The following is a 22,260-nucleotide window of genomic DNA, read 5'->3' as shown; positions in this document are numbered from 1 at the left end:
TACGCACAACTTGGCTCCGTTTCAGTCTGACCATCGGTGACACCGGCTAAAGCAGGAACACGGTCGCCAACCCCAGAAAGATAAAGAAGCCGCCGGTATCGGTCAGGGCGGTGATCAGTACGCTGGAGCCCACGGCAGGATCGCGGCCCAGTTTGAGCATGGTCATCGGTATGATCACCCCCATCAGCGCGGCGACCAGCAGGTTGAGCATCATGGCCAGCGTCATCACGCCTCCCATTGCCAAATCGCCATAAAGCAGATAGGTGACCAGCCCCATGATGCCGCCCCAGACGATCCCGTTGATGATGGCTACGCCCAGTTCTCTGAACAACAGGCGCGAAATATTGCCCTCTTCGATCTGATGCAGCGCCAGCGCGCGCACGATCATGGTAATGGTCTGGTTGCCGGTATTGCCGCCGATACCGGCGACGATGGGCATCAAGGCGGCCAGCGCTACCAATTGTGAAATGGTGTGTTCAAACAGGCCAATAACTCTGGAGGCGATAAAGGCGGTACAGAGGTTGATTGCCAGCCAGGCCCAACGGGTTTTCACCGCCTTGCTGACCGGGGCAAACACGTCTTCTTCCGGGCTTAACCCCCCCATACGACGCAGAGTGGTGTCGCTTTCTTCGTTAACCACGTCAACGATTTCTTCGATGGTTAACCGCCCCATCAGTTTGCCTTTGGCATCGATCACCGGGGCGCTGATCAGGTCATAACGTTCGAACGCGCTGGCCGCAGCTTCGGCTTTGTCTTCCGGCTGGAAGGTGGTGGGATCGCTGTCCATCACCTTAAACACCGGGGTTTGCGGATCGTTAAGCAGGATCGCGGTCAGCGGTAGTTCACCTAACAGGGTATTTTTGCGATCGGTGACGAACAGTTTATCGGTAGCGTCCGGAATGGTTTTGCGTTGACGCAGGAAGCGGTGTACGGCCCCCAAAGAGACATCAGGGCGTACCGAGACCAGCTCGAAATCCATCATCCAGCCGACGGTATCCTTGCCGTAATGCACCATCTCGCGCACCTGCTCACGCTGCTCTGGCTCCAGTGAGGTCAGCAGGCGGCCCATCAGGTTGCGCGGCAGATATTGCGCCAGATAGGCCTGTTCATCGACATCCAGGGTTTTGATCGCCTTGAGCAGGTCTTTATCGCTCATCTCTTCGATCAGGCTATCCCAGACGGGTTCAGCAACTTCTACCAGGGTTTGGCCGCGCTTGGTGTTATCCACCAGCCGCCACAGCGCCAGGCGTTCATCTTGTGGCAACGCTTCTAGCAGGTCCGCAAGGTCAGCGGCGTGCATATCTTGCAGCAAGTGGGTGATTTCGGCGGTATGATTAAGCAGTTCGCCTTCGCTGAGTTGTTTTTCATCCCCTGAGCGACCAAGAATGCCGTCAATCAAAGGGGCATTATTTAACAGTAGGCTTAGAATGCGCTGACGATACTCAGCGACTTTTTTGACGTTATGTGTTGCGGCGGACATGGAATTCCTTAACGCTGACTTGGCACACCGGGTTCCTTTTAGACTATCTTTAAAAGATAGAGCATAGCGGCAGTTGGCGTGATTTTTATCAATCTGATGGCGCAGGGTCAGCAGCTTTGGCGTGCCAGTGACTCAGGGTGAGGGTCGCTTGGTAGGGCAAGATAATCACCGATTATCCACGCGGGCTTCCTGGGTCTGCGGTTCAGGCAGCGATCTTTTTTCCTGATGATGGGGAATAGCGGCAATGGCGGCATACAGCAGGCGACCGACTAGAATGATGAAACTGATCAGCAGCACGACTTTGGTCATACGCCCGGTTGTGGTCTTTCTCATGGTTCATTGAGCCCGTCGGTTTTTCCCATTGGCATTGTTCAAGCACCGTTTGGGGCTGCCGCTGGTAAATGATGGTGGCGATTACTGTTGTTTGGCCTGCCATGGCTAACATTGATCTAAATTGTAAATGGAATTCTAGGCTCTGATGACAAAAGATGTCCATTTATTTCCGTGCGTTTGACTGAGCAATTTAGTTGTGGTTTATGTCCACCGCTTTTTAAGCGGTCACTCTAAATGCATGGGATATAGATTTTGTCTGATTTTTTGTTGTGTATTAATAGGTTATTATCAGCCTATGAAGTGGCGTATGGATTTTTCTTAGCCTTTTCTCTATTAATTGATCGTGGTCAAATCTTAAGCTATCGCAGAGAATAGAATTCACAGCCATTCTTGATGCTGGAAGTGCATGTCTCAGCTTGCTCCCCGAATGGTTCTGTGGTGGGATCGGATCCTGCCTTTTCTGCGATTTAAAACGCTTAAGCGACGAAGTGAATCACGCCTTAGCGGATACAGTGTCTTGATGGGTATTTTAAAGTTCTGGAATAATTTACGTGACCGTTGGTGGGGCCAGCCTATAGTGCTGAGCCTGCTGCTGGTGCCGCTTGCAGGCTGGCTATCGCCACGCCTGATGCTGCCTGACGGCAAAGTGTATCTGGTTTATCTACCGCTGGTGGTCTGCTTTTCTTTGCTGATGGTGTATGACTGGCGTGCCATGCCAGGCATCGCTTTGGCGATCCTCATCCGTTACTCCAACCGTTCCAGCAGCGAAGTCGACGTGATCATGACGTTGCTGTATGTGGGATGTCTGAGCATTTGCTGGTGGGGCTATCGCTGCCAGTCGCAGCGCCGCTGGTGTGTGGGGCTCACCGAGCTGAAGCTGGGTAAATACCGGCTGATCTGGCTGGTGCTGATGCCGCCAGTGCTGTTTATATTTGGTTTACAGCTGGTTATCGGCCTCGATTTTTTGCCGGACGAACTCGGCATGCTTTCCGGTAGCGGTAATCATTTACACGCACTGATCAATTTTCAGGCCATCCTGATTGGCTGCCTGTCTTCCATGCAGTTGTTCTATTTCGCCTTACGGATCATTAAGAATCCCAAATTTGCCCGCGTACTGTTGGGAAGGATCCGCCGTGAGATGGCGCCGTCGGTCAAAAAGAGTGAGCTGCAACTGTGGTTGGTGGTGCTGATTGCCTTGGTGGTGGTACTTGCCTACCACACGGCAGATACCAACGCGATGCAGGTGCCCGACTACAGTCTGACGCTGTTATTGCCGGTGATGCTGTATAGCGCCATGCGCTTTGGTTATCTGTTCAACTGTATTATCTGGGCGGCGACTCTGCTGGTGCTGTTCTTTAACTATCCGGGCTATGTGCAGTGGGACAGCCTGCTGCATAACCTGACCATGATCTCGTCAATGATGCTGGCGTTCACCCTCAGTATTTTGCTGACTTCTGCGGTGCACACTCGCCAGCGAATGGATCATGCCAAGGCGCAAAACGCCTCTCTGAAAGATCCCGTTATCGGCCTGCCCAACCTGCGCGCATTGAAGCGCGATCTGGCCAAGGTGCCGCGCTCTACGCTGTGCTTCCTGCGGATTTCCGAGTTGGATTTGCTCAGCCGGAACTATGGTATGCAGTTGCGCATCCGCTTCAAACAGAAATTGGCGGGCAGCCTGCGCACGGTGCTCGAGGAAGGGGAAGACGTCTATCACCTGTCGGGGTACGATCTGGTGCTGCGGCTCAACGGTTCTGACGGTGAGGCACGGGTGGCCAAAATCCAGAGTACGCTGGAGAAGTTTCGTCTGGTGTGGAACGGTCTGCCAATCCATCCACCGCTGGGAATGAGCTACTGTGGAGTCTATTCGGAAGTGGAACATCTGCATCTGTTACTGGGGGAATTGAGCTCGTTGGCGGAAATGTCGCTGACCAGTGGTCGGCCTGAAAACGTGCAGAACGGTCATCATGTGGTGCAGGATGAAATCAAGCGCAAAGTCGCTTTGTTACACTGGGTGCAACGTTCGCTAGATAACGACGGTTTCATGCTGATGGCTCAACCGATTGTCGGGATTCGCGGCGATTCTTATCATGAGATCCTGCTGCGTATGCTGGATGATGAAGGTAACGTCATTCCTCCCAACGAATTTCTACCGGTGGTGCATGAATTTGGTTTGGCTTACCAGTTGGATATGTGGGTACTGCGCCAAACCCTGCAATTTATGGCGCTCCATCGCGAAGGTATGCCTAGCGCGCGCTTTGCGGTGAATCTGTCACCGTCCTCGCTATGTCGCCCAAGCCTGTGCCAAGACGTGCGCGATGCCCTGCGGCAATACCAGATTGAGCCTTATCAACTGGTGCTGGAGGTGACAGAGTCTCATCTGGTGCAGGATGTGAAATATGCCAAGAACTCGCTGAAAGAGCTGCGTCAGTTAGGTTGCCGCATTGCCCTGGATGATTTTGGCACCGGCTATGCCACCTACGATCGACTGAAAGAGCTGCATGTCGATATCTTGAAGATCGATGGCAGTTTTGTGCAGGACATGCTGACCAGCAAGGTGGATTACCAGATCATTTCGTCAATCTGTAAAGTGGCGCTGATGAGAAGGTTGTCGATTGTGGCGGAATATGTCGAGTCGGCCGAGCAGCGCGATGCGCTTAAAAGCCTGGGCGTGGATTATATGCAGGGCTACTTTATCGGTAAACCTCAGTTGTTGGCGTCTCTAGTGCCGATGGAACCACAGTCGGAAGACGAAGAGTCTGACTGAGAGTATGCCCCTCACCCTAACCCTCTCCCACAGGGAGAGGGGACCGATCGAGTACGCTGATTTTTCTGCGCCATACTCCATCCGCGTTCTACTCCGCATATACCGGAGCAGCATAGGCCACCCAAACACTCCGGTCAGCTCCCTCTCCCACAGGGACCGATCGAGTACGCTGATTTTTCTGCGCCATACTCCATCCGCGTTCTACTCCGCATATACCGAAGCAGCATAGGCTAACCAAGCACTCCGGTCAGCTCCCTCTCCCCGTGGGAGAGGGTTGGGGTGAGGGGCACAAACGGCTGGATATTCCATTAAGATCTCAATCAAAACGTACTGAATACGGTGTGGGTTACGCCGCAGGTTTTGCGTCTGCGTCCTGCTCGCCTTCTTCTTCTATCACCAGTTTCCAGCCAACCACGTCATTCCAGTATTCCTGCTCACGCTCGAAATCGAGCTGTACCAGGTTATTCTGCGTCAGATAGCCCACTGGGAAGCGTAGCGTCCAGTGATTATCATCGGTTGTCAGACGTAGAGTTTCCGGCGTGGTAGTGGCCTGACGCTGATTGTTAAGCAGGGTACTCAGGCGTAACAACTGGATCAGCGGCAGATAATATTTCTTCTTGAACAGGTTCAAGCGGGGTAACTCTTCGAGCTTGATCGCTTTACGCTGGAAGCGCACCAGCGCCGACAGCAGCAACTGCTGTTCCTGGTTGAAGCCCGGCAGGTTGGTATTTTGCAGAATATAGGCGGAGTGGCGGTGCATACCGCTATGGTTGATGCTCAGCCCCACCTCATGCAGCATGGCGGCCCATTTCAACAGCGCCTCTAACTGTGGCTGCACCAGTTTGGTATTTTGCGCCATCCACTGAGCGTACAACAGCTCGGTGGTATCGAGCACGCGCTTTGCCTGCTCGCGGTCAATATTATAGTGATCGGCCAGGCTTTTGGCCGTGCGGCTGCGAATATCCTGGTGGCGGAAGCGGCCTTCCATTTCATACAGCACACCTTCGCGCAGGGCTCCGTCTGACAGGCGCAGATCGCGGATTGCCAGCGCATCAAACACCCCACACAGGATCGCCAGCCCCGGCACAAATACCGATTGACGATCTTCCGACAGGCCCGGCAGGCTCAGGGCGCTGAAGTTTTTAAACTGCAACACCTGCTCAACCAGCAACTCCAGCCGTTCAAGGGTAATCAAACCGTCTTTTTCACCCATGGCCACCAAAACTTCGTGAGCGGCCTTGATGGTGCCAGATGCCCCCAAGGCATATTGCCAACCCTGAATGCGGTATTGCCAGGCCAGGGTTTCCAATTTTTGTGCGGCGGCCAGGCGTGCCCGCTTAAAGTTGGTTTTGCTGATCTCCCCATCTGGGAAGAACAGGTGGGCAAAGCTCACGCAACCCATGCGACGGCTCTCTGCCAGCAGAGGCTCGAAATCCTCCCCGATCACCAGTTCGGTAGAGCCACCGCCGATGTCGATCACCAGCTTGCGGCCTTTTTCCGGCTGAGTATGTTCGACACCCATAAAAATCAGGCGGGCCTCTTCCTGCCCGGCGATGATTTCGATTGGATAAGGGATCACTTTTTCCGCCCGCTTGAGGAACACCTCGGCATTCACCGCCTGACGCAGGGTGTGAGTACCTACGATCGTGACGTTATCCGCCGGGAACCCCTGTAATCGCTCGGCAAACAGCGCCAGGCAGGCCAAGCCGCGCTCCATGGCTTCTTCACTGAGCACGTTTTCGCTGTCCAATCCATCGGCAAGGTGTACCCGCTGTTTTAAACGGCCTAACACCTGTAAGGCGCCGTTAACGACGCGGGCGATCACCATATGGAAACTGTTCGAGCCAAGATCGATGGCAGCGATTTCCTGTGGCTTATTATTGGTTGCAGTGCTTTTTAGCGGCATAGTTGCTGGCCTAGTTGTCCGGTTGTTCCAGAGCTTTTAAATACTCATAAATGGCCACCTGTGCACGGACCTTACGGCGATTGCCACGCGGTACATACTGGTTGCTCAGTTCTTTATCGATATAGCGTGCCTTGACCGTATCGCTGAACAGCAGCTCCAGAATGTCCAGAACGCGCTGCTTGAGCGCCGGATCCAGCAGCGATACTGCCACTTCGATACGGTAATCTATGTTACGGGTCATCCAGTCGGCGGAAGAGAGGTAAACCCGTTTGTCACCTTTGTTTTCGAAAACGTATACCCGATCGTGTTCCAGAAAACGGTCGACGATGCTGATAACCTGAATATTGTCACTAATGCCCGGCAGGTTGGGGATCAGCGAACACATGCCACGTACCAACAGACGGATTTTCACGCCGGCAGCGGCAGCGGTATATAACCGATCTACCAGCCCTTTATCCACCAGATTATTTATTTTCAACATAATAGCGGCGTTTTCACCGGCTAATGCGTTGGCAATTTCACGATCGATCAGATCGTACAGCATACGGCGGGAGTTCTGCGGCGACACCATCAGGTTGTCGAAGGAGACCGGCCGGTACGGATTTTCAATAAAATTGAATACCCGGCGTACTTCGTTAGTGATGCGCGAATCGGCGGTCAGCAGCGAGTAGTCGGTGTAGATACGGGCGGTTTTTTCGTTAAAGTTGCCGGTACCAATATGAGCATAGCGCACAATATCGTCGCCTTCACGGCGCGAAATCAGGAATAGTTTGGCGTGAATTTTCAGCCCCGGTGCGGAGAAGATCACGTGCACCCCGGCCTCGGTCAAGCGTTTGGCCCAGTGGATGTTGGCCTCTTCGTCGAAGCGTGCCTGTAGCTCCACCACCACGGTCACTTTCTTGCCGTTATGCGCCGCATGGATCATCGATTCGATAATGCGCGAGTCTTTGGCTACCCGATAGATATTGATTTTTATCGCCAGCACGCTGGGATCGAACGACGCCTGACGCAACAGCTCCAGCACGTGTTCAAAGGTGTGGTACGGGTAATACAGCAGCACGTCTTTTTCGCGGATGGCATCGAAGCCATTGCGGAATTTATCGAACCAGATATGCCGCAGGCGCGGTAACGGGCGATTGACCAGATTGGCCTTGCCGACGTTCGGGAAGCTGATGAAGTCTTTAAAATTGTGGTAACGGCCACCGGCAATCACCGAGTCGTAATTGGATATCCCCAGCTTGTTGCGTAGCAGCTCCACCATCTCGTTGGGCATATCGCGCTGATACACAAAGCGTACCGGCTCGGCGGTCAGGCGCTGTTTCAGGCTCGACGACATCAGTTCCAACAGGCTGGATTCCATTTCGGTCACCAGATCGTATTCTGCATCGCGCGTCATTTTCATCGAATAGGCGTTGAGCGCGTCATAGTCGAAGAAGCCCTTGAAGATGTCGTCCAGGCAATAGCGCAGGATGTTATCCAACAGGATCATTGGCTTGCGTCGGCGGGGGGCTTCCGGCGGCAGATTGACGAAACGGGGCACTTTATCGGAAGGAATTTCCAGTAACGCATAATCGATGCGCGTACCGCGAATGATCTCCACCGCCAGATAGGTGTAATCGTCCTTCAGGAACTGCACCAGATTGGTGTCGTGATTGATCAGGATCGGCGTGATGTGCTGGCGCAAATGATGCTTGAAGTATTGCCGCAGCCAGATTTGCTGGTTCTCCGACACCTGGCGCTCGTTGATCAGGAAGATCTGGTTGCGCGCCATCTCCAGCAGCAGATCGTTGTACAGGCCGTCGAACTCCTGATCGGTCTTCAGCACCTTGGCCTGAATTTTTTTCAGCAAATGACGTGAAGCGCCACCTGAACCCTGTTCTTCGCTGATCAAGATGCGCCGTTTCAGATCGGCAAAGCGGACTTTGTAGAATTCATCCAGGTTATTGGAGTAAATGCCCAGAAATCGCATGCGCTCAATCAAGGGATTGCTCTTATCTGCGGCTTCCTGCAACACGCGTTCATTAAAGGATAACCAGCTTAATTCTTTGTCGATGTAGAGCTTTTCCTGACCCATTGCTACTCCAGTTCAATTTTAGAAAAGGATCGGACTTATCGCCGAATACCGCTCTAGTGTCCTTCTTCATTATTGCGAGAGATTGACAACAATGTCCAACATATCTGCGGAGTTATCCCGCCGCATTGCCCGCCACAAATTGTTATTCCTCCATCGTGGTACCCGGCAACTTTGTCATGCAAACGTCACAAAACTGACATAAGATGCCCGGTTATCTTTGGGTGCAAGCCCGACAACGGAACCGACGACAGGCAAATGGCACAGACAACGCTTAACCAACATCCCCGGGATCGCCTGCGTGCGCACGTTGATCGTGGCGTACAAGGGGCCGTGACCGTCAGCGGGCTGCTGGTATTGATGACGCTGATGCTGATCTTTGTCTATCTCTTGCTTTCGGTTTTACCGCTGTTCAAACCGGCCTCGCTAGGCACTTCGCGCGTATTGCCAATGAGCTACAGCTCCCCGGCGCTGGCCATTGGGATGGACGTACAGCAGCGTATTGGTTATCGCATCGATCGCCAGGGGGAAGGGCATTTTTATCCGTTGCAGGCACCGAGCAATAACCCTGCACAGCAAACGCTATTGAGCCAGCCTACATTATTGGCTCAGGCGGTTGGAGAGCGTGACCTGTTTGCCCTGGCTCGCGGGGATGGCCGATTGGTGGTTGCCCAAGCAGATTTTGCACCGGCGGGCGGTGGTGAACCCCAGTGGCGTTTCCCGCTGGGGCAGGAGCCCTTGGCGTTTGATCCCCATGGGCATGCATTGACATTGCTAAGCCTGGCACAAGTCCGCCAGGCCAATTTCCTGCTGGCGGCGGTAACGGACGACAATCGGCTGCTGTTTGGGCGTTTCAGCCCGACGCTTCAGGGCCAACCCACGGAAATCCCTTTGGCCGACGCACCACAACAACTACTGCTAACGCCGGATGGCCGCCAGCTTTATCTGTTAACCGGTAACCAACTGGCCCGCTATCAGATTGAAGGGACGCAACCGCAGCTGCGTGAAACGCGAATCCTGGGTGAACATCCTCCCTACCGCCTGACGGCGTTGCCAGGGGGGAGCGCATTACTGATCCAGGCTGGCGACGGCAGCCTGCGTGAATGGTTTGACGTGGAGAAAAACCAGCGCTACCAGTTAGCACCGATACAGCAATTTGCCCATCAGACTACCACGCAGGAGTTGTTGGTCGCCGAACCGTATCGGCGGGTGTTCGCCACCTTGCAGCCGCAGGGCGAGTTCGCCTTGTTTTCCAGTATCCAGTCCAAGCCGTTGCTCAAGGACAAGCTCCCCGCCAACGTACAACAGATGGCGTTTGCCCCACGTGGCGACGGTCTGTTGCTGGAAACGGCCCAGGGTTGGCAGCATTACGCCGTGGATAATCTCTATCCAGACGTCACCTGGCGTTCACTGTGGCAGCGGCTGTGGTATGAGAACTACCCTGAGCCGGCCTATGTGTGGCAATCCACCTCGGGGGAAGATAGCTACCAGGCTAAATTCAGCCTGATGCCGGTGATCTTTGGCACCTTCAAGGCGGCGGCGTACTCCATGTTATTCGCCATCCCGCTGGCGTTGGCCGGGGCAATTTATACCGCCTGCTTTATGTCGGCAGGGTTAAGGCGGGTCGTCAAACCGGCGGTCGAGGTGATGGGCGCGTTGCCAACGGTGGTGATTGGGCTGGTGGCCGGTATCTGGCTGGCACCGATGATCGAGCGTTATCTGCTGGCCGTGTTGGCTTTGCCGTTCTTGTTGGCAGGGGTCGTGCTGTTATGCAGTTGGCTGGTTAACCGATTTACGACGCGGCCTTGGTCACCGGGTTGGGATTTACTGTTGCTGTTACCGGTGGTGGTGCTAACGGTTTGGCTGGCGCTTGCTGTAGGACCTTGGCTGGAGCTTAAGCTGTTTGGTGAACCGCTGCATTTCTGGTTGGGTGAGGACTTCGATCAGCGCAATACGTTGGTGGTGGGCGTGGCGATGGGCTTCGCACTGGTGCCGATTATCTTTTCGCTGGCAGAGGATGCGTTGTTCAGCGTGCCAGCCTCGCTTAGCCGGGGTTCATTGGCCCTGGGGGCCACCCAGTGGCAAACCGTATTGCGCGTGGTGTTGCCTTCCGCCAGCGCCGGTATTTTCTCTGCGCTAATGATCGGTTTTGGCCGCGCGGTGGGGGAAACCATGATCGTGCTGATGGCCACCGGCAACACGCCGCTGATCGACGGCAGCCTGTTCCAGGGCTTACGAGCGATGGCGGCCAATATCGCCATCGAAATGCCAGAGGCCGTCACGGGCAGCAGCCATTATCGGGTCCTGTTCCTGACCGCGCTGGTGCTGTTCATCTTTACCTTTGTGTTTAACACGCTGGCGGAGGCGGTACGTTTACGCTTGCGTAAGCGCTATACGCTGAACCAGGAGACACCATGAGAAGCTGGGTGAAAAGCGGCTCCCCGTGGATTTGGCTGACGGCGGCATCGGTGGCCATCAGCCTGCTGGCGCTGATCGGCATTTTACTGCTGCTGGCCGGGCAGGGGACGCGTTATTTCTGGCCCAGCCCAGTCTATCAGTTCGAGCTGAATCAGACGGCCGCAGGCCCGGTAACGGTCGTGGGTGAGCTGTATCAACGGCAGACGATCTCGCGCCAGCAATTGCAAGACGCCGGTGTTGCATTGCCACCAGGAGAAGCACAAAGCTTTATCCGTTACTTGATCAAAGTGGGGAACCGGGAAAACGAAGGGCAGGATTTTCGTACTTTGCTGGCCAGTGACGTCAGTAAAATGACCACCCCACGCGACTTATTGGTGTTGGAGCGCAACAGTCACGGCACCGCTTACGGCTACCTGGCCGGTTTACTGGAAGATGGCCAACCGTTAACCGGCAGCGATCTGAGCCAGGCGTTGCAACAGCGCTTGCCGCAGATTGCGGCGCTGACGCGACAGGCACATGATATTCAGTTTCGCGACATGGCACGGATTAACGAACAGTTTGAGCATTTACGCCTGCATGAAAAGAGCCTGCAGCGTGAGAATAAGCTGGATGCGCGCTGGCAAGCCTCTATCCGTGCCGAACGGCAGGAGTTGCAACGCCAATACCGTCAGCTTGCAGGCAAGCTGCAAGGATTGGAACGCGATCGCCAGCGTGATGCCTTATTGCTGCGCGACATGCACGGGCAGGTTCACACCATTGCCCTGAGCCAGGTGCGCGATGCCTGGTACCCGAACGACATGAGCAGCGGGCAGAAGCTGGCGCACTGGGCCAAGCAAATACAAAAATTTCTGACCGACAGCCCACGGGAAGCCAATACCGAAGGGGGCGTGTTCCCGGCGATCTTTGGTACCGTGTTGATGGTGATCCTGATGTCGATCGTGGTGATGCCGTTTGGCGTGATTGCCGCCGTCTATCTGCACGAGTATGCCGGTAATAATCTGCTGACGCGGCTGATCCGCATCTCCGTAGTGAATCTGGCAGGGGTGCCGTCGATCGTCTACGGGGTATTTGGTCTGGGATTCTTTGTCTATATGGTGGGAGGCTCGCTCGATCGGCTGTTTTACGCCGACTCCTTGCCGAACCCAACGTTCGGCACACCGGGCGTGCTGTGGGCCGCCTTGACCCTGGCCTTGCTGACCTTGCCGGTGGTGATTGTCGCTACTGAAGAAGGGTTGTCGCGCATTCCCGTTTCGTTGCGCCAAGGGTCATTAGCTCTGGGAGCCACCCGGGCGGAGACCCTCTGGCGGATCGTGCTGCCGATGGCGGCACCGGCGATGATGACCGGCCTGATCCTGGCCGTAGCACGAGCGGCTGGGGAAACAGCTCCGCTGATGCTGGTTGGCGTGGTGAAATCGGTACCGGTGCTGCCGGTGGACGATATTTTCCCCTATTTGCACCTGGAACGTAAATTCATGCATCTGAGCTTCCAGATTTACGATATGGCATTTCAGAGCCCCAGCGTAGAAGCAGCGCGGCCACTGGTGTTTGCCACGGCATTCCTGCTGGTGTTAATTGTTGTTGGGTTGAACCTGACGGCAATGGGTATCCGGCATTCGCTAAGGGAGCGGTATAAAGCATGGTCGCAGTAACAAGGTTAAATCTTTTGGGGAGTGCCAAATGAGTCTGATAACGCCGGGCAGCCTACCCCGGTTGGATGTCCAGCATCTTGCCGATGAGCATACCGCGCTGGCGGTCAACGGCCTGGATCTGTTTTATGGTGACAAGCAGGTGCTGCACAATATTTCCCTGCGCATTCCCAAACACCGGGTGACGGCGCTGATCGGTCCTTCTGGCTGCGGCAAGTCGACGCTGTTGCGCTGCTTTAACCGGATGAACGATCTGGTGGATCGCTGCCGGATTGACGGCGAACTGCAACTTAATGGCGAAACCATTTCCGGCCCGCAGATTGACGTTGCCGCTTTGCGGCGGCGCGTGGGCATGGTATTCCAGCGGCCAAACCCGTTCCCGAAATCGATCTACGAAAACGTGGTTTACGGCCTGCGCTTACAGGGCGTCCGTGACAGGCGCATTCTGGATGAAGCCGTGGAGCGATCCTTACGTGCCGCCGCGCTGTGGCATGAGGTGAAAGATCGGTTACGGGAAAATGCGTTCCGCCTATCCAGCGGCCAACAACAGCGGTTGGTGATTGCACGGGCGATCGCGGTTGAACCGGAAGTGTTGTTGCTCGATGAACCGACCTCTGCGCTGGATCCGATTTCCACCTTAACCATCGAGGAACTGATATCGGTGCTGAAACAGCGCTACAGCGTGGTGCTGGTGACCCACAACATGCAGCAGGCTGCGCGGGTTTCAGATTATACGGCGTTTATCCACCAGGGGACGCTGGTGGAATATAACGATACCGACGAGATTTTCACTTCGCCACGCCAACGCCGTACAGAGGATTACATTACTGGCCGCTATGGCTGACGGGCGAGGAGCTTAATTGGCATGCTTGCTCGGCTGTGCGGTCGGTTGTTCCTGCTGTTCAGTTTCAACCTTTTTCAGTGCGGTCACTTTTGCCTGAGCGGGCTGGGCCTGTGGAGGCGTTTTTTGCATCAACTGCGATTGGCCAATAAACAGGCCGCCTTTCTCGATGGAGATTTCGTCGGCGAAAATATCACCGCGCATGCTGCCCTTCGGCTGGATTGACAGCGAGTCGGCGAAGCAACGTCCTTCAACGGGGCCATTGATCATGATTTGCTGGGCGCGGATCTCGCCTTTGACATGGCCGCTGGTTTCAATGCGCACCATGTGGCTGCAAATGATGTTTCCCTCAACCCGGCCTTCGACAATGATATTGCCATCGCCTTCGATCACACCGGTGAACAGCGCACCATTGGAGATAAAGGTGTCCTTCTTGGCACGGATTGGCTTGATGGCGTCGGCAACTTCAGGCAGGGCGTTTGGCTCAGAGTGAGCAGCCGGCTGAGGCACGGGCTGATCGATCAGCTCCTGCGCTTTTTCCTCATTAACGGCTTTATTTTTCTTATTGAATGACAGCATTTGATCCATCCTTGTTATTTTGTAGATAAACGCCAGCGTTGCCAACAGTGCCAGGACCAAGGCGGCCAGCAGCGCGCGTTTTAAGTAGATACCGGTGAAGCTGATCCCTGTCAGCCAGAGAACGATGGACAGTGTCCATAATCCCCATATACACCATAATAAGTTGTAATTACGCATGTTTTTCAGGCCGTTAGAAGTCCATTCGCCGCGAAAGTGCGGGATGCCAGGCGGCAGCCAGCGTGACGGTTCCTGTAGGGCTATCCGTAGTAGCGGGTGATGATACCTAATAATGCTAGCTAATTCACCACTCGCTTGACCAACCCAGGATATTCTGAAGTTGCCAAAAAATTGATTATTTGTATGATTTTAAAGGTTAAATTGATTTTTTGCATGAATATCGAGTGCGGACACACTCTGTCAAACAACTCAACGACATTACTCTGGCAACCGGCGTAAGATGGCTGGTCACTCACATCTGGAGGTTGTATGTCTTTATCGATTTATGCCCATTCCCCATTGCAGTTTGTCCGTGGTTTGCAGATCCTGTCGGCGTTACTGAAAAAAGGTGAGCAGTTCTTGCAGCAGAAGCAGCAGGCTGAAAGCGTGCTGTTAGAAGCTCGACTGGCGCCAGATATGTTTCCACTGCTGCGGCAAGTACAAATTGCCAGCGATGCTGCCAAAGGCGCAGTGGCCAGATTAGCCGGGCAGGAAGTACCGTCCATGCCGGATAACGAAGCCAGCTTTGCCGAACTGTACCAGCGTATCGAAAAAACCATCGCCTATGTGCAGGGCTTCCAGGCAGCCGATTTTGCCGAGGCCGATGACCGCAACATTGAGATTAAAAGCAAAACGCGTGACTTCCACTTCACCGCGCAAGATTTCCTGCTGACTTTCGCCATCCCCAACTTTTATTTCCACCTGACCACCGCCTATAACATCCTGCGTAATCAGGGTGTGGAAGTGGGAAAATGGGATTATCTGGGCGCGAAGTAATTCTGCATCTTTCGGGGAGAATAATATCTCCCCGGCTGGCTGTTATTTAATCAATGGCTTATCACCAGACTGGGCAGTCTTGAACTTCGCCAAATACTGCGGCTGGAAGATGCACATGCGCAGCACGGTGCGGTATGCACCGCTAACGAAGAATTCGTCAATCAATTCGCCTTCGACCTCAAAGCCCAGCTTGCTGTAAATATGGATCGCCTTCGGGTTTTCTTTATCGACGATCAAATACAGCTTATACAGGTTAAGTACCGAGAAGCCGTAGTCCATCGCAAGTTTGGCGGCGGTGCTGGCGTAGCCTTTGCCCTGATGCGCCGGATCGATGATGATCTGGAATTCGGCGCGGCGGTGGATATGGTCGATCTCTACCAGTTCAACCAGCCCGACCTTGGCCCCTTCATGCTCGATGATAAAACGCCGTTCGCTCTGATCGTGAATGTGTTTATCGTACAGATCGGAAAGCTCGACAAAGGCTTCATAAGGTTCTTCGAACCAGTAGCGCATGACGCTGGCGTTGTTATCCATCTGGTGAACAAACGCCAGATCTTCCCGCTCCAGCGGGCGCAGCCTGACGTTGGTGGTACTCGACATACATTCTCCTAGGTATCAGTAATCTGGCAAAAGTATAACCCCAGGAGCAGATTCAAGGCGAAAAAAAACGGCGCCGTGAAAGGCACCGTTTAGATTGCGGCTAAATTGCGGATCAGTCGGCGGCATAACCTTGCGCTGGCAGGCGTTCATCGTCCAGCCAGGCGGCGTTATCGTGCATTGCCAGCCGCCCTTCGATAAACCAGCTCACCACCAGAGGGTATATGGTGTGTTCCTGGGTCTGCACCCGCTCAATGACCTCATCTTCCTCGTCACCGGGGAAGATCGGTACCTTGGCTTGCAGGATCACCGGGCCACCGTCGAGCTGCTCCGTGACGAAATGCACCGAAGTGCCATGTTCGGCGTCGCCGTTGTCGATAGCCTGACGATGGGTATGCAACCCAGGGTATTTCGGCAGCAGAGAAGGGTGGATATTCAGCATGCGCCCGGCATAGTGCTGCACAAAGGCGTTGCTGAGAATGCGCATATAACCGGCCAGCACCACCAGATCGGGTTGGTATTGGTCGATAGCCTGCGCCAACGCGGCGTCAAAGGCTTCGCGATCGGCAAAGGCTTTGGCATCCAGCGCTTGAGCGGCAATGCCAGCCTCTTCGGCACGCTGCAGGCCATAAGCCTGCGCGTTATTGCTGAATACCGCCACGATAGTGGCGGCAATCCGGCCCTGTTGGCAGGCATCGATCAGCGCCTGGAGATTACTCCCCTGGCCGGAGACCAACACCACAATCTTTTTCATCACTGGATGACCACTTGTTGTTCGTCAGAAGAAGCGGTCAGTTTACCAATCTGCCAGGCTTTTTCACCCGCGGCGGTCAATATGGCGATGGCTTTTTCTACCGACTCCTGTGGCAGCGCAATCACCATACCGACACCGCAGTTAAAGGTACGGTACATTTCATGACGGCTCACGTTGCCTGCCTGCTGCAACCAACTAAACACGGCAGGCCACTGCCAGCTCGACTCGTCGATCACCGCCTGCATCCCTTCTGGCAACACACGTGGGATGTTTTCCCAGAAGCCGCCACCGGTCAGGTGAGCAATCGCGTGCACTTCCACTTTCTCGATCAATTCCAGTACCGATTTGACGTAAATCCTGGTCGGCTCGAGCAGATGATCTGCCAGCGGTTTGCCTGCCAGGTCAGTGGTGGTGGGGTCGGTCTTGCTCACTTCGAGTATCTTGCGCACCAGCGAATAACCGTTGGAGTGCGGGCCTGAAGCGCCCAGAGCGATCAGCGCATCGCCGGACTGTACTTTGCTGCCGTCGATGATTTCAGATTTCTCAACCACGCCCACGCAGAAACCGGCGACGTCATAGTCTTCACCGTGGTACATGCCGGGCATTTCGGCGGTCTCGCCACCCACTAACGCACAGCCGGACTGTTTACACCCTTCGGCAATCCCGGTGATCACGCTGGCGGCGGTATCCACATCCAGCTTGCCGGTAGCGAAGTAATCGAGGAAGAACAAGGGTTCAGCGCCCTGAACCACCAGATCGTTAACACACATCGCCACCAGATCGATACCGATGGTGTCGTGGCGTTTTAAATCCATCGCCAGACGCAGCTTGGTGCCCACGCCGTCGGTGCCGGAAACCAGTATCGGCTCGCGGTATTTTTGCGGCAACGCGCACAGGGCGCCAAAACCGCCCAGTCCACCCATCACTTCCGGGCGGCGGGTCTGTTTCACTACACCTTTGATGCGGTCTACCAATGCGTTGCCAGCATCGATATCGACACCTGCGTCTTTATAGCTGAGAGAGGTTTTGTCGGTCACTGCGCGATCCCCACGACGGTTTGCGGTTTGAGAACGGTGCTTCCGGCGGTGGTGCCGGAACCAGGCGCGGCAATTCTAACAGCGCAAGCAAACGTTTGCGAGAACCATGTGAGCCCGCTCGAACTTTTCGTCTTCTATACTGTTGATCACGCTTTTGTTGATCTCGATCCGGCTATTGGTAGTGGCGTCGGAAGCAAAAGGCGGTATAATCCGGCGATTTTTTTGGCCGTCAACCACCTTAATAGGAGAAAAATGATGAAGATCGTTGAGGTGAAACACCCGCTGGTTAAGCACAAGCTTGGTCTGATGCGCGAACACGATATCAGCACCAAACGCTTTCGTGAGCTGGCTTCTGAAGTGGGTAGTTTGCTGACCTATGAAGCGACCGCCGATCTGGTGACAGAGAAAGTTACCATCGAAGGTTGGTGTGGGCCGGTTGAAGTTGAGCAGATTAAAGGGAAGAAGATTACCGTAGTGCCAATCCTGCGTGCCGGTCTGGGCATGATGGAAGGGGTGCTGGAGCACGTACCGAGCGCTCGTATCAGCGTGGTTGGGGTTTATCGTGATGAAGAAACCCTGGAGCCGGTCCCTTATTTCCAGAAACTGGTTTCCAACATTGATGAGCGCATGGCGCTGGTGGTTGACCCAATGCTGGCTACTGGTGGTTCGATGATCGCCACTATCGACCTCCTGAAGAAAGCCGGTTGCAGCAGCATTAAGGTGCTGGTGCTGGTCGCCGCTCCTGAAGGGATCGCCGCGCTGGAGAAAGCGCATCCAGATGTTGAGTTGTATACCGCTTCGATCGATCAATGTCTGAATGACAAAGGGTACATCGTGCCTGGCCTGGGTGATGCAGGCGATAAGATATTTGGTACCAAATAATAAATAAGCCGACCTGAGAGTCGGCTTTTTAATGCCCTTTGGATTGCCAACCCTGACAATCCATTGAGCATTTATCACCAAGCCAACACAACTGATACTAACTCAGAGGAAAAACACCCCATGACCCGTCGCGCCATCGGCGTTAGTGAACGCCCGCCGCTGTTCCAGACCATCCCACTCAGCTTCCAGCATCTGTTTGCCATGTTCGGGGCCACCGTGCTGGTGCCAATCCTGTTCAAGATCAACCCGGCGACGGTACTGCTGTTTAACGGCGTGGGGACATTGCTATATCTGTTTATCTGTAAGGGCAAGATACCGGCCTATCTGGGCTCCAGCTTTGCGTTTATTTCACCGGTGTTGCTGCTGTTGCCGCTGGGGTATGAGGTTGCACTGGGTGGCTTTATCATGTGCGGCGTGCTGTTCTGCCTGGTCGCGCTGATCGTCAAGAAAGCCGGAACCGGCTGGCTGGACGTGATGTTTCCGCCTGCGGCGATGGGCGCAATCGTTGCCGTCATCGGTTTGGAGCTGGCGGGCGTGGCGGCCAACATGGCCGGGCTGTTACCGGCGGAAGGCACCTCCGCAGACAGCACGACCATCACCATTTCACTGGTGACGCTGGGTGTTACCGTATTGGGCTCGGTGCTGTTCCGCGGTTTCCTGGCGATTATCCCGATCCTGATTGGTGTGTTGGTAGGCTATGCGCTGTCGTTCTTTATGGGCGTGGTGGATCTGACGCCAATCCGTGACGCACACTGGTTTGCCTTGCCGACCTTCTACACGCCACGCTTTGAGTGGTTTGCCATCTTCACCATTCTGCCTGCGGCATTGGTGGTAATTGCCGAGCACGTTGGTCACCTGGTAGTCACGGCAAACATCGTTAAAAAAGACCTGCTGCGCGATCCTGGCCTCCACCGCTCAATGTTTGCCAACGGGATTTCCACCGTGATCTCCGGCTTCTTCGGCTCTACACCGAACACCACCTATGGTGAGAACATCGGTGTCATGGCCATCACCAAGGTTTATAGCACCTGGGTGATCGGCGGAGCGGCAATTCTGGCCATTCTGCTTTCCTGCGTAGGCAAGCTGGCGGCGGCGATCCAGGTGGTGCCGGTGCCGGTGATGGGCGGCGTTTCCCTGTTGCTGTATGGCGTGATTGGTGCTTCGGGTATCCGCGTATTGATCGAATCCAAGGTGGATTATAACAAGGCGCAGAACCTGATCCTGACCTCGGTGATCCTGATTATCGGCGTTAGCGGCGCGAAAGTGCATATCGGTGCAGCAGAGCTGAAAGGTATGGCATTGGCGACCATCGTCGGCGTCGGCCTGAGCCTGTTGTTCAAACTGATCAGCCTGTACCGCAAGGAAGAAGAAGTGATCGATGTGCCAGAAGAGCGACTGGACCAAAAATAATCGGCATAGGTCTATTAGCCTGCTGGTAGAGTGGGCCTGATGGTGATTGTGCCAATATTACTCACCTTAACGGTGGGAATATTGGCTTCATGGTCAGGCGATGTCTCTTGAGTGCTTCCAGGCCCACGATAGCCTGCTTGTTGCATCATGATAGCAGGCTATTGAGCAACAGGGGCGTGCATCTACCATAGGTTGCCCGCTTATAACCGATTACAGTAAAAGACCGGAATGTCGGTTTCATAGATAAAGTACCCTTGCTTACCTGCTGGGCGTATGGTGTAGCCTGACAAACTGTTTATTTTAGAAAAAACATCTGGCACAATGCGTTTTTCGATATTTTCAGGGATGGTATCTCGGGCATATTTATTGATATAGAGGGTTTTAAAAAAATACAAGCCATTATCGTCAACTTGGTAGCTGACGATGATATCACGTCTGATAAAGTAAGTGTTCTTTCCATCATTAAAGTTTGCAGTTATTGAGAATTTACCTCTTCCATCATCTTTATCGCTGTCGCCTTTTAAATTTATAATTATATTGTAGTTGGCGACTACTTCGGGGTTGGGTTTGTAAAATTTGTAATAAAGTTTAGTTTCGCAAGAGATAGTTTCTGTTTTGTTTTCCAAATAAAATAAGTAATACGCAGCGGCCAAAATAGCACTGGTCAAAATTACTAATGGAATAATGAATTTAGTTTTCATAGCCAGTCCAATGATATGATTTACAATTACTTCTAGCATTACCATCAATGCGATTATCACATAAGAAAATTGATTCTCTTTTGATTTCGGTATTTACAAAATAATACAAAGACTGGTTCTCTACGTTATTGCACTGTATGTTGTGAGTGTCAATTCTTGATTTGATATATGAGAGGGTGAGTTTCCCATCTTCTCCATAAATATCACAATGTTGATACTTCCCTATTAATGTGTAATCGACCTCTAAAGGTTCTTTGGCGTTGTAAATATAAATTGATGAGCCAATAATGAGGATGAAAACCATCGCCATAAAATAGATGCTGCGTTTTTTTATAAAACCGGGCTTTTTCTTTGGTAATTCATTGATTATTAATTCCGGTTGTTCTTCCACCTGTTGTTTTTGATGATCTTCTTGCTGTACGTATTCAACTTCATCCTGAAAGGGCTCAATAGTAAATTCTTGCGGGATATTAAACCCGGAGCGCGGGGTTGTTTTAATAATATTTTTATCACACCCTAGTGAGCAAAGGTGTTTTCTCAGGATATAGATGTGCTGATATAGAGTATTAGTGCCTACAATAACGCCTTTCTGTCCCCAAATATCATCGATAAGCTCATCTGGAGAGACAATTTGATGTTCGGCATCAATGAGTTTTTGTAAACATTTAGCCGCAGGGTTAGAAAGCTTTACTTTTACTTCTGGCTCATTAAGGTTGAAAACTTCCCCGTGATCAATATTGTAAACTATCTTTTTATCTATCAAATAGTAACCAACCATCTCAATCCTCTGAGTAATGAATGCCACCCATAAGGATAGGATTATTCCCAGCGCATGTAAAGTCTTATCCCGATTTAATTTAACATATATATAGTGTCTAAGAGTAAACAGGCAACGTGCGGCGGCCAGGTACAGATGCTTTGTTGCAGTAGAAAGTGCCGGAGGGGGATGCCCTTACTCCGGCTTCGCATATTGCACGTGTATCAGATGCGGGTGCAGTACAATAGCGTGGTATCGGTCCGACCTACCGGATAGCCTTGTTTTTCAACCCGGCATACCGTGTTACTTGATATACCATTCACGATATGTTTGCTTGGGCTTTGACATACGGCCTCTCTGCTGTGCGCTTTTGAATTGAGATAGGTCCAGGATACATTATCAGAGGAGCTATAGAGGGCACAGTTTCCATATTGATGCGAAAGCGAGTCATTATTTAACAGTTGGCGGTCGCTATTAACCAATAAAATGATTAGGCTGATAATAAACGGCATGAAATAAAATAGCTTATGCCACCCGGATGAGGTCTCAACCTGGGTGGGGATGTTTGCATTTACTGATAATCTCAGCAGATTTTTGCTCACTTGTTCATGAATTGATGCGCGATTTTCTGTGCATTGAAACTCATCTGCTATTCGTTCAATAGCAAAGTTTGTGGATATATTAAATCCGAGTTGTGGCGTGGTTTTAATAATCTCTCTATCTATCCCTAAAACCCCGAAATTTTTTCTTAACATATAGATATGTTGGTAAAGCGTATTCGGGCCGACAACCATTCCTTTTTGCCCCCAAATGTCCTTAACAAGAGCATCTTGTGAGATGATCTGATGCTTGGCATCAATCAGGATCCGTAAGCACTCGGCGCCAGGTTTTGACAGCTTTATTTTTACATCTGGTTTATTCAGCTTAAAAATGACACCCTCTACGCTATTGTAAACTATAGTTTTGTTAATCAGGTAATCATTGGTCATTTCAAGCTCCTTCATAGTAATAATAATCTGAAGGCGGTGAGTCTAGCATATAAAACATACTAGCCCACAGAAAGGATTGCGGGGATATAAGTATCATGATTA

General features: G+C 52.9%; 18 protein-coding genes. 7 read left to right on the top strand and 11 right to left on the bottom strand.

Translation table 11 applies throughout. The features are described from left to right. Window positions 1-46 precede the first annotated feature (46 nt). Together mgtE and N6G83_RS26545 are read right to left on the bottom strand one after the other, a co-directional pair. Window positions 47-1,480 (bottom strand): magnesium transporter, encoded by a 1,434-nt coding sequence (gene mgtE, locus N6G83_RS26550; RefSeq protein ID WP_024527046.1) that lies wholly within the window; start codon window positions 1,478-1,480, stop codon window positions 47-49. 165 nt (window positions 1,481-1,645) lie between these two features. After that, the gene (locus tag N6G83_RS26545; protein WP_065686557.1) at window positions 1,646-1,813 is read right to left on the bottom strand and encodes a YfgG family protein; all 168 of its coding nucleotides are present in this window, start codon (window positions 1,811-1,813) and stop codon (window positions 1,646-1,648) included. Window positions 1,814-2,333: 520 nt separating this feature from the next. Between N6G83_RS26545 and N6G83_RS26540 the strand changes: the two genes are divergently transcribed. Then, window positions 2,334-4,577 (top strand): EAL domain-containing protein, encoded by a 2,244-nt coding sequence (locus N6G83_RS26540; RefSeq protein WP_211134944.1) that lies wholly within the window; start codon window positions 2,334-2,336, stop codon window positions 4,575-4,577. Window positions 4,578-4,923: 346 nt separating this feature from the next. On the opposite strand, the gene ppx is transcribed toward N6G83_RS26540, so the two are convergent. Next, window positions 4,924-6,483, bottom strand: coding sequence for an exopolyphosphatase (gene ppx / locus N6G83_RS26535; protein WP_024527048.1), 1,560 nt, complete (start codon window positions 6,481-6,483; stop codon window positions 4,924-4,926). Window positions 6,484-6,493: 10 nt separating this feature from the next. Beyond that, the gene (gene ppk1, locus N6G83_RS26530; protein WP_024486375.1) at window positions 6,494-8,557 is read right to left on the bottom strand and encodes a polyphosphate kinase 1; all 2,064 of its coding nucleotides are present in this window, start codon (window positions 8,555-8,557) and stop codon (window positions 6,494-6,496) included. A 255-nt stretch (window positions 8,558-8,812) separates the two neighbouring features. Here ppk1 and N6G83_RS26525 point away from each other — a divergent pair, with 255 nt between their 5' ends. Genes N6G83_RS26525 through pstB form a run of 3 tightly spaced genes read left to right on the top strand, consistent with a single transcriptional unit; the run spans window position 8,813 to window position 13,462 of the window. Next, window positions 8,813-10,972 (top strand): ABC transporter permease subunit, encoded by a 2,160-nt coding sequence (locus N6G83_RS26525; RefSeq protein WP_211134946.1) that lies wholly within the window; start codon window positions 8,813-8,815, stop codon window positions 10,970-10,972. Next, entirely contained in the window at window positions 10,969-12,621 is a 1,653-nt protein-coding gene (gene pstA, locus N6G83_RS26520) for a phosphate ABC transporter permease PstA (RefSeq protein ID WP_024527051.1), read from the top strand. The genes N6G83_RS26525 and pstA overlap by 4 nt, the downstream gene beginning before the upstream one ends. Before the next feature lie 28 nt (window positions 12,622-12,649). Then, on the top strand, window positions 12,650-13,462 hold the full coding sequence (pstB, locus tag N6G83_RS26515; protein ID WP_211134948.1) for a phosphate ABC transporter ATP-binding protein PstB: 813 nt from the start codon (window positions 12,650-12,652) through the stop codon (window positions 13,460-13,462). A 12-nt stretch (window positions 13,463-13,474) separates the two neighbouring features. On the opposite strand, the gene N6G83_RS26510 is transcribed toward pstB, so the two are convergent. Continuing rightward, entirely contained in the window at window positions 13,475-14,215 is a 741-nt protein-coding gene (locus N6G83_RS26510; RefSeq protein WP_226906468.1) for a polymer-forming cytoskeletal protein, read from the bottom strand. 309 nt (window positions 14,216-14,524) lie between these two features. Here N6G83_RS26510 and N6G83_RS26505 point away from each other — a divergent pair, with 309 nt between their 5' ends. Then, complete coding sequence (locus N6G83_RS26505; RefSeq protein ID WP_024527053.1) at window positions 14,525-15,031, top strand: DUF1993 family protein; 507 nt, start codon at window positions 14,525-14,527, stop codon at window positions 15,029-15,031. A gap of 42 nt (window positions 15,032-15,073) precedes the next feature. Here N6G83_RS26505 and speG read toward each other — a convergent pair whose 3' ends face one another. The 3 genes from speG to purM all read right to left on the bottom strand — a co-directional run bounded on the left by speG (window position 15,074) and on the right by purM (window position 17,419). Then, on the bottom strand, window positions 15,074-15,631 hold the full coding sequence (gene speG / locus N6G83_RS26500; RefSeq protein WP_098930169.1) for a spermidine N1-acetyltransferase: 558 nt from the start codon (window positions 15,629-15,631) through the stop codon (window positions 15,074-15,076). Between the two features lie 112 nt (window positions 15,632-15,743). After that, window positions 15,744-16,382, bottom strand: a complete 639-nt coding sequence (gene purN, locus N6G83_RS26495) for a phosphoribosylglycinamide formyltransferase (protein WP_098930171.1) — start codon at window positions 16,380-16,382, stop codon at window positions 15,744-15,746. Then, entirely contained in the window at window positions 16,382-17,419 is a 1,038-nt protein-coding gene (gene purM, locus N6G83_RS26490) for a phosphoribosylformylglycinamidine cyclo-ligase (protein WP_024527056.1), read from the bottom strand. The genes purN and purM overlap by 1 nt, the downstream gene beginning before the upstream one ends. 255 nt (window positions 17,420-17,674) lie before the next feature. Here purM and upp point away from each other — a divergent pair, with 255 nt between their 5' ends. Together upp and uraA are read left to right on the top strand one after the other, a co-directional pair. Continuing rightward, a complete protein-coding gene (gene upp, locus N6G83_RS26485; RefSeq protein WP_024484908.1) occupies window positions 17,675-18,301 on the top strand; it encodes a uracil phosphoribosyltransferase in 627 nt (208 codons plus the stop codon). A gap of 120 nt (window positions 18,302-18,421) precedes the next feature. Next, window positions 18,422-19,711, top strand: coding sequence for a uracil permease (gene uraA / locus N6G83_RS26480; protein ID WP_021178765.1), 1,290 nt, complete (start codon window positions 18,422-18,424; stop codon window positions 19,709-19,711). Window positions 19,712-19,911: 200 nt separating this feature from the next. On the opposite strand, the gene N6G83_RS26475 is transcribed toward uraA, so the two are convergent. The 3 genes from N6G83_RS26475 to N6G83_RS26465 form a co-directional block, all read right to left on the bottom strand. Then, on the bottom strand, window positions 19,912-20,412 hold the full coding sequence (locus N6G83_RS26475; protein WP_098930173.1) for a hypothetical protein: 501 nt from the start codon (window positions 20,410-20,412) through the stop codon (window positions 19,912-19,914). Next, window positions 20,402-21,190 carry a transcriptional regulator gene (locus tag N6G83_RS26470; protein WP_211134950.1) on the bottom strand — a complete coding sequence of 263 codons (789 nt, stop codon included), beginning with the start codon at window positions 21,188-21,190 and terminating at the stop codon, window positions 20,402-20,404. The genes N6G83_RS26475 and N6G83_RS26470 overlap by 11 nt, the downstream gene beginning before the upstream one ends. Window positions 21,191-21,393: 203 nt before the next feature. Continuing rightward, on the bottom strand, window positions 21,394-22,158 hold the full coding sequence (locus tag N6G83_RS26465) for a winged helix-turn-helix domain-containing protein (protein ID WP_211134952.1): 765 nt from the start codon (window positions 22,156-22,158) through the stop codon (window positions 21,394-21,396). Between the last annotated feature and the right edge of the window lie 102 nt (window positions 22,159-22,260).

It is taken from the genome of Serratia sp. PL7 (genome assembly GCF_945957435.1).
The sequence above is the reverse complement of the archived record's forward strand: the minus strand, read 5'-3'. Positions and strand labels throughout refer to the sequence as shown.

Bases quoted from the DNA above. Each gene is read 5' to 3' on its own strand.
- mgtE (WP_024527046.1), bottom strand. From the start codon at position 1,480: ATGTCCGCCGCAACACATAACGTCAAAAAAGTCGCTGAGTATCGTCAG.
- N6G83_RS26545 (WP_065686557.1), bottom strand. From the start codon at position 1,813: ATGAGAAAGACCACAACCGGGCGTATGACCAAAGTCGTGCTGCTGATC.
- N6G83_RS26540 (WP_211134944.1), top strand. From the start codon at position 2,334: ATGGGTATTTTAAAGTTCTGGAATAATTTACGTGACCGTTGGTGGGGC.
- ppx (WP_024527048.1), bottom strand. From the start codon at position 6,483: ATGCCGCTAAAAAGCACTGCAACCAATAATAAGCCACAGGAAATCGCT.
- ppk1 (WP_024486375.1), bottom strand. From the start codon at position 8,557: ATGGGTCAGGAAAAGCTCTACATCGACAAAGAATTAAGCTGGTTATCC.
- N6G83_RS26525 (WP_211134946.1), top strand. From the start codon at position 8,813: ATGGCACAGACAACGCTTAACCAACATCCCCGGGATCGCCTGCGTGCG.
- pstA (WP_024527051.1), top strand. From the start codon at position 10,969: ATGAGAAGCTGGGTGAAAAGCGGCTCCCCGTGGATTTGGCTGACGGCG.
- pstB (WP_211134948.1), top strand. From the start codon at position 12,650: ATGAGTCTGATAACGCCGGGCAGCCTACCCCGGTTGGATGTCCAGCAT.
- N6G83_RS26510 (WP_226906468.1), bottom strand. From the start codon at position 14,215: ATGCGTAATTACAACTTATTATGGTGTATATGGGGATTATGGACACTG.
- N6G83_RS26505 (WP_024527053.1), top strand. From the start codon at position 14,525: ATGTCTTTATCGATTTATGCCCATTCCCCATTGCAGTTTGTCCGTGGT.
- speG (WP_098930169.1), bottom strand. From the start codon at position 15,631: ATGTCGAGTACCACCAACGTCAGGCTGCGCCCGCTGGAGCGGGAAGAT.
- purN (WP_098930171.1), bottom strand. From the start codon at position 16,382: ATGAAAAAGATTGTGGTGTTGGTCTCCGGCCAGGGGAGTAATCTCCAG.
- upp (WP_024484908.1), top strand. From the start codon at position 17,675: ATGAAGATCGTTGAGGTGAAACACCCGCTGGTTAAGCACAAGCTTGGT.
- uraA (WP_021178765.1), top strand. From the start codon at position 18,422: ATGACCCGTCGCGCCATCGGCGTTAGTGAACGCCCGCCGCTGTTCCAG.
- N6G83_RS26475 (WP_098930173.1), bottom strand. From the start codon at position 20,412: ATGAAAACTAAATTCATTATTCCATTAGTAATTTTGACCAGTGCTATT.
- N6G83_RS26470 (WP_211134950.1), bottom strand. From the start codon at position 21,190: ATGGTTGGTTACTATTTGATAGATAAAAAGATAGTTTACAATATTGAT.
- N6G83_RS26465 (WP_211134952.1), bottom strand. From the start codon at position 22,158: ATGACCAATGATTACCTGATTAACAAAACTATAGTTTACAATAGCGTA.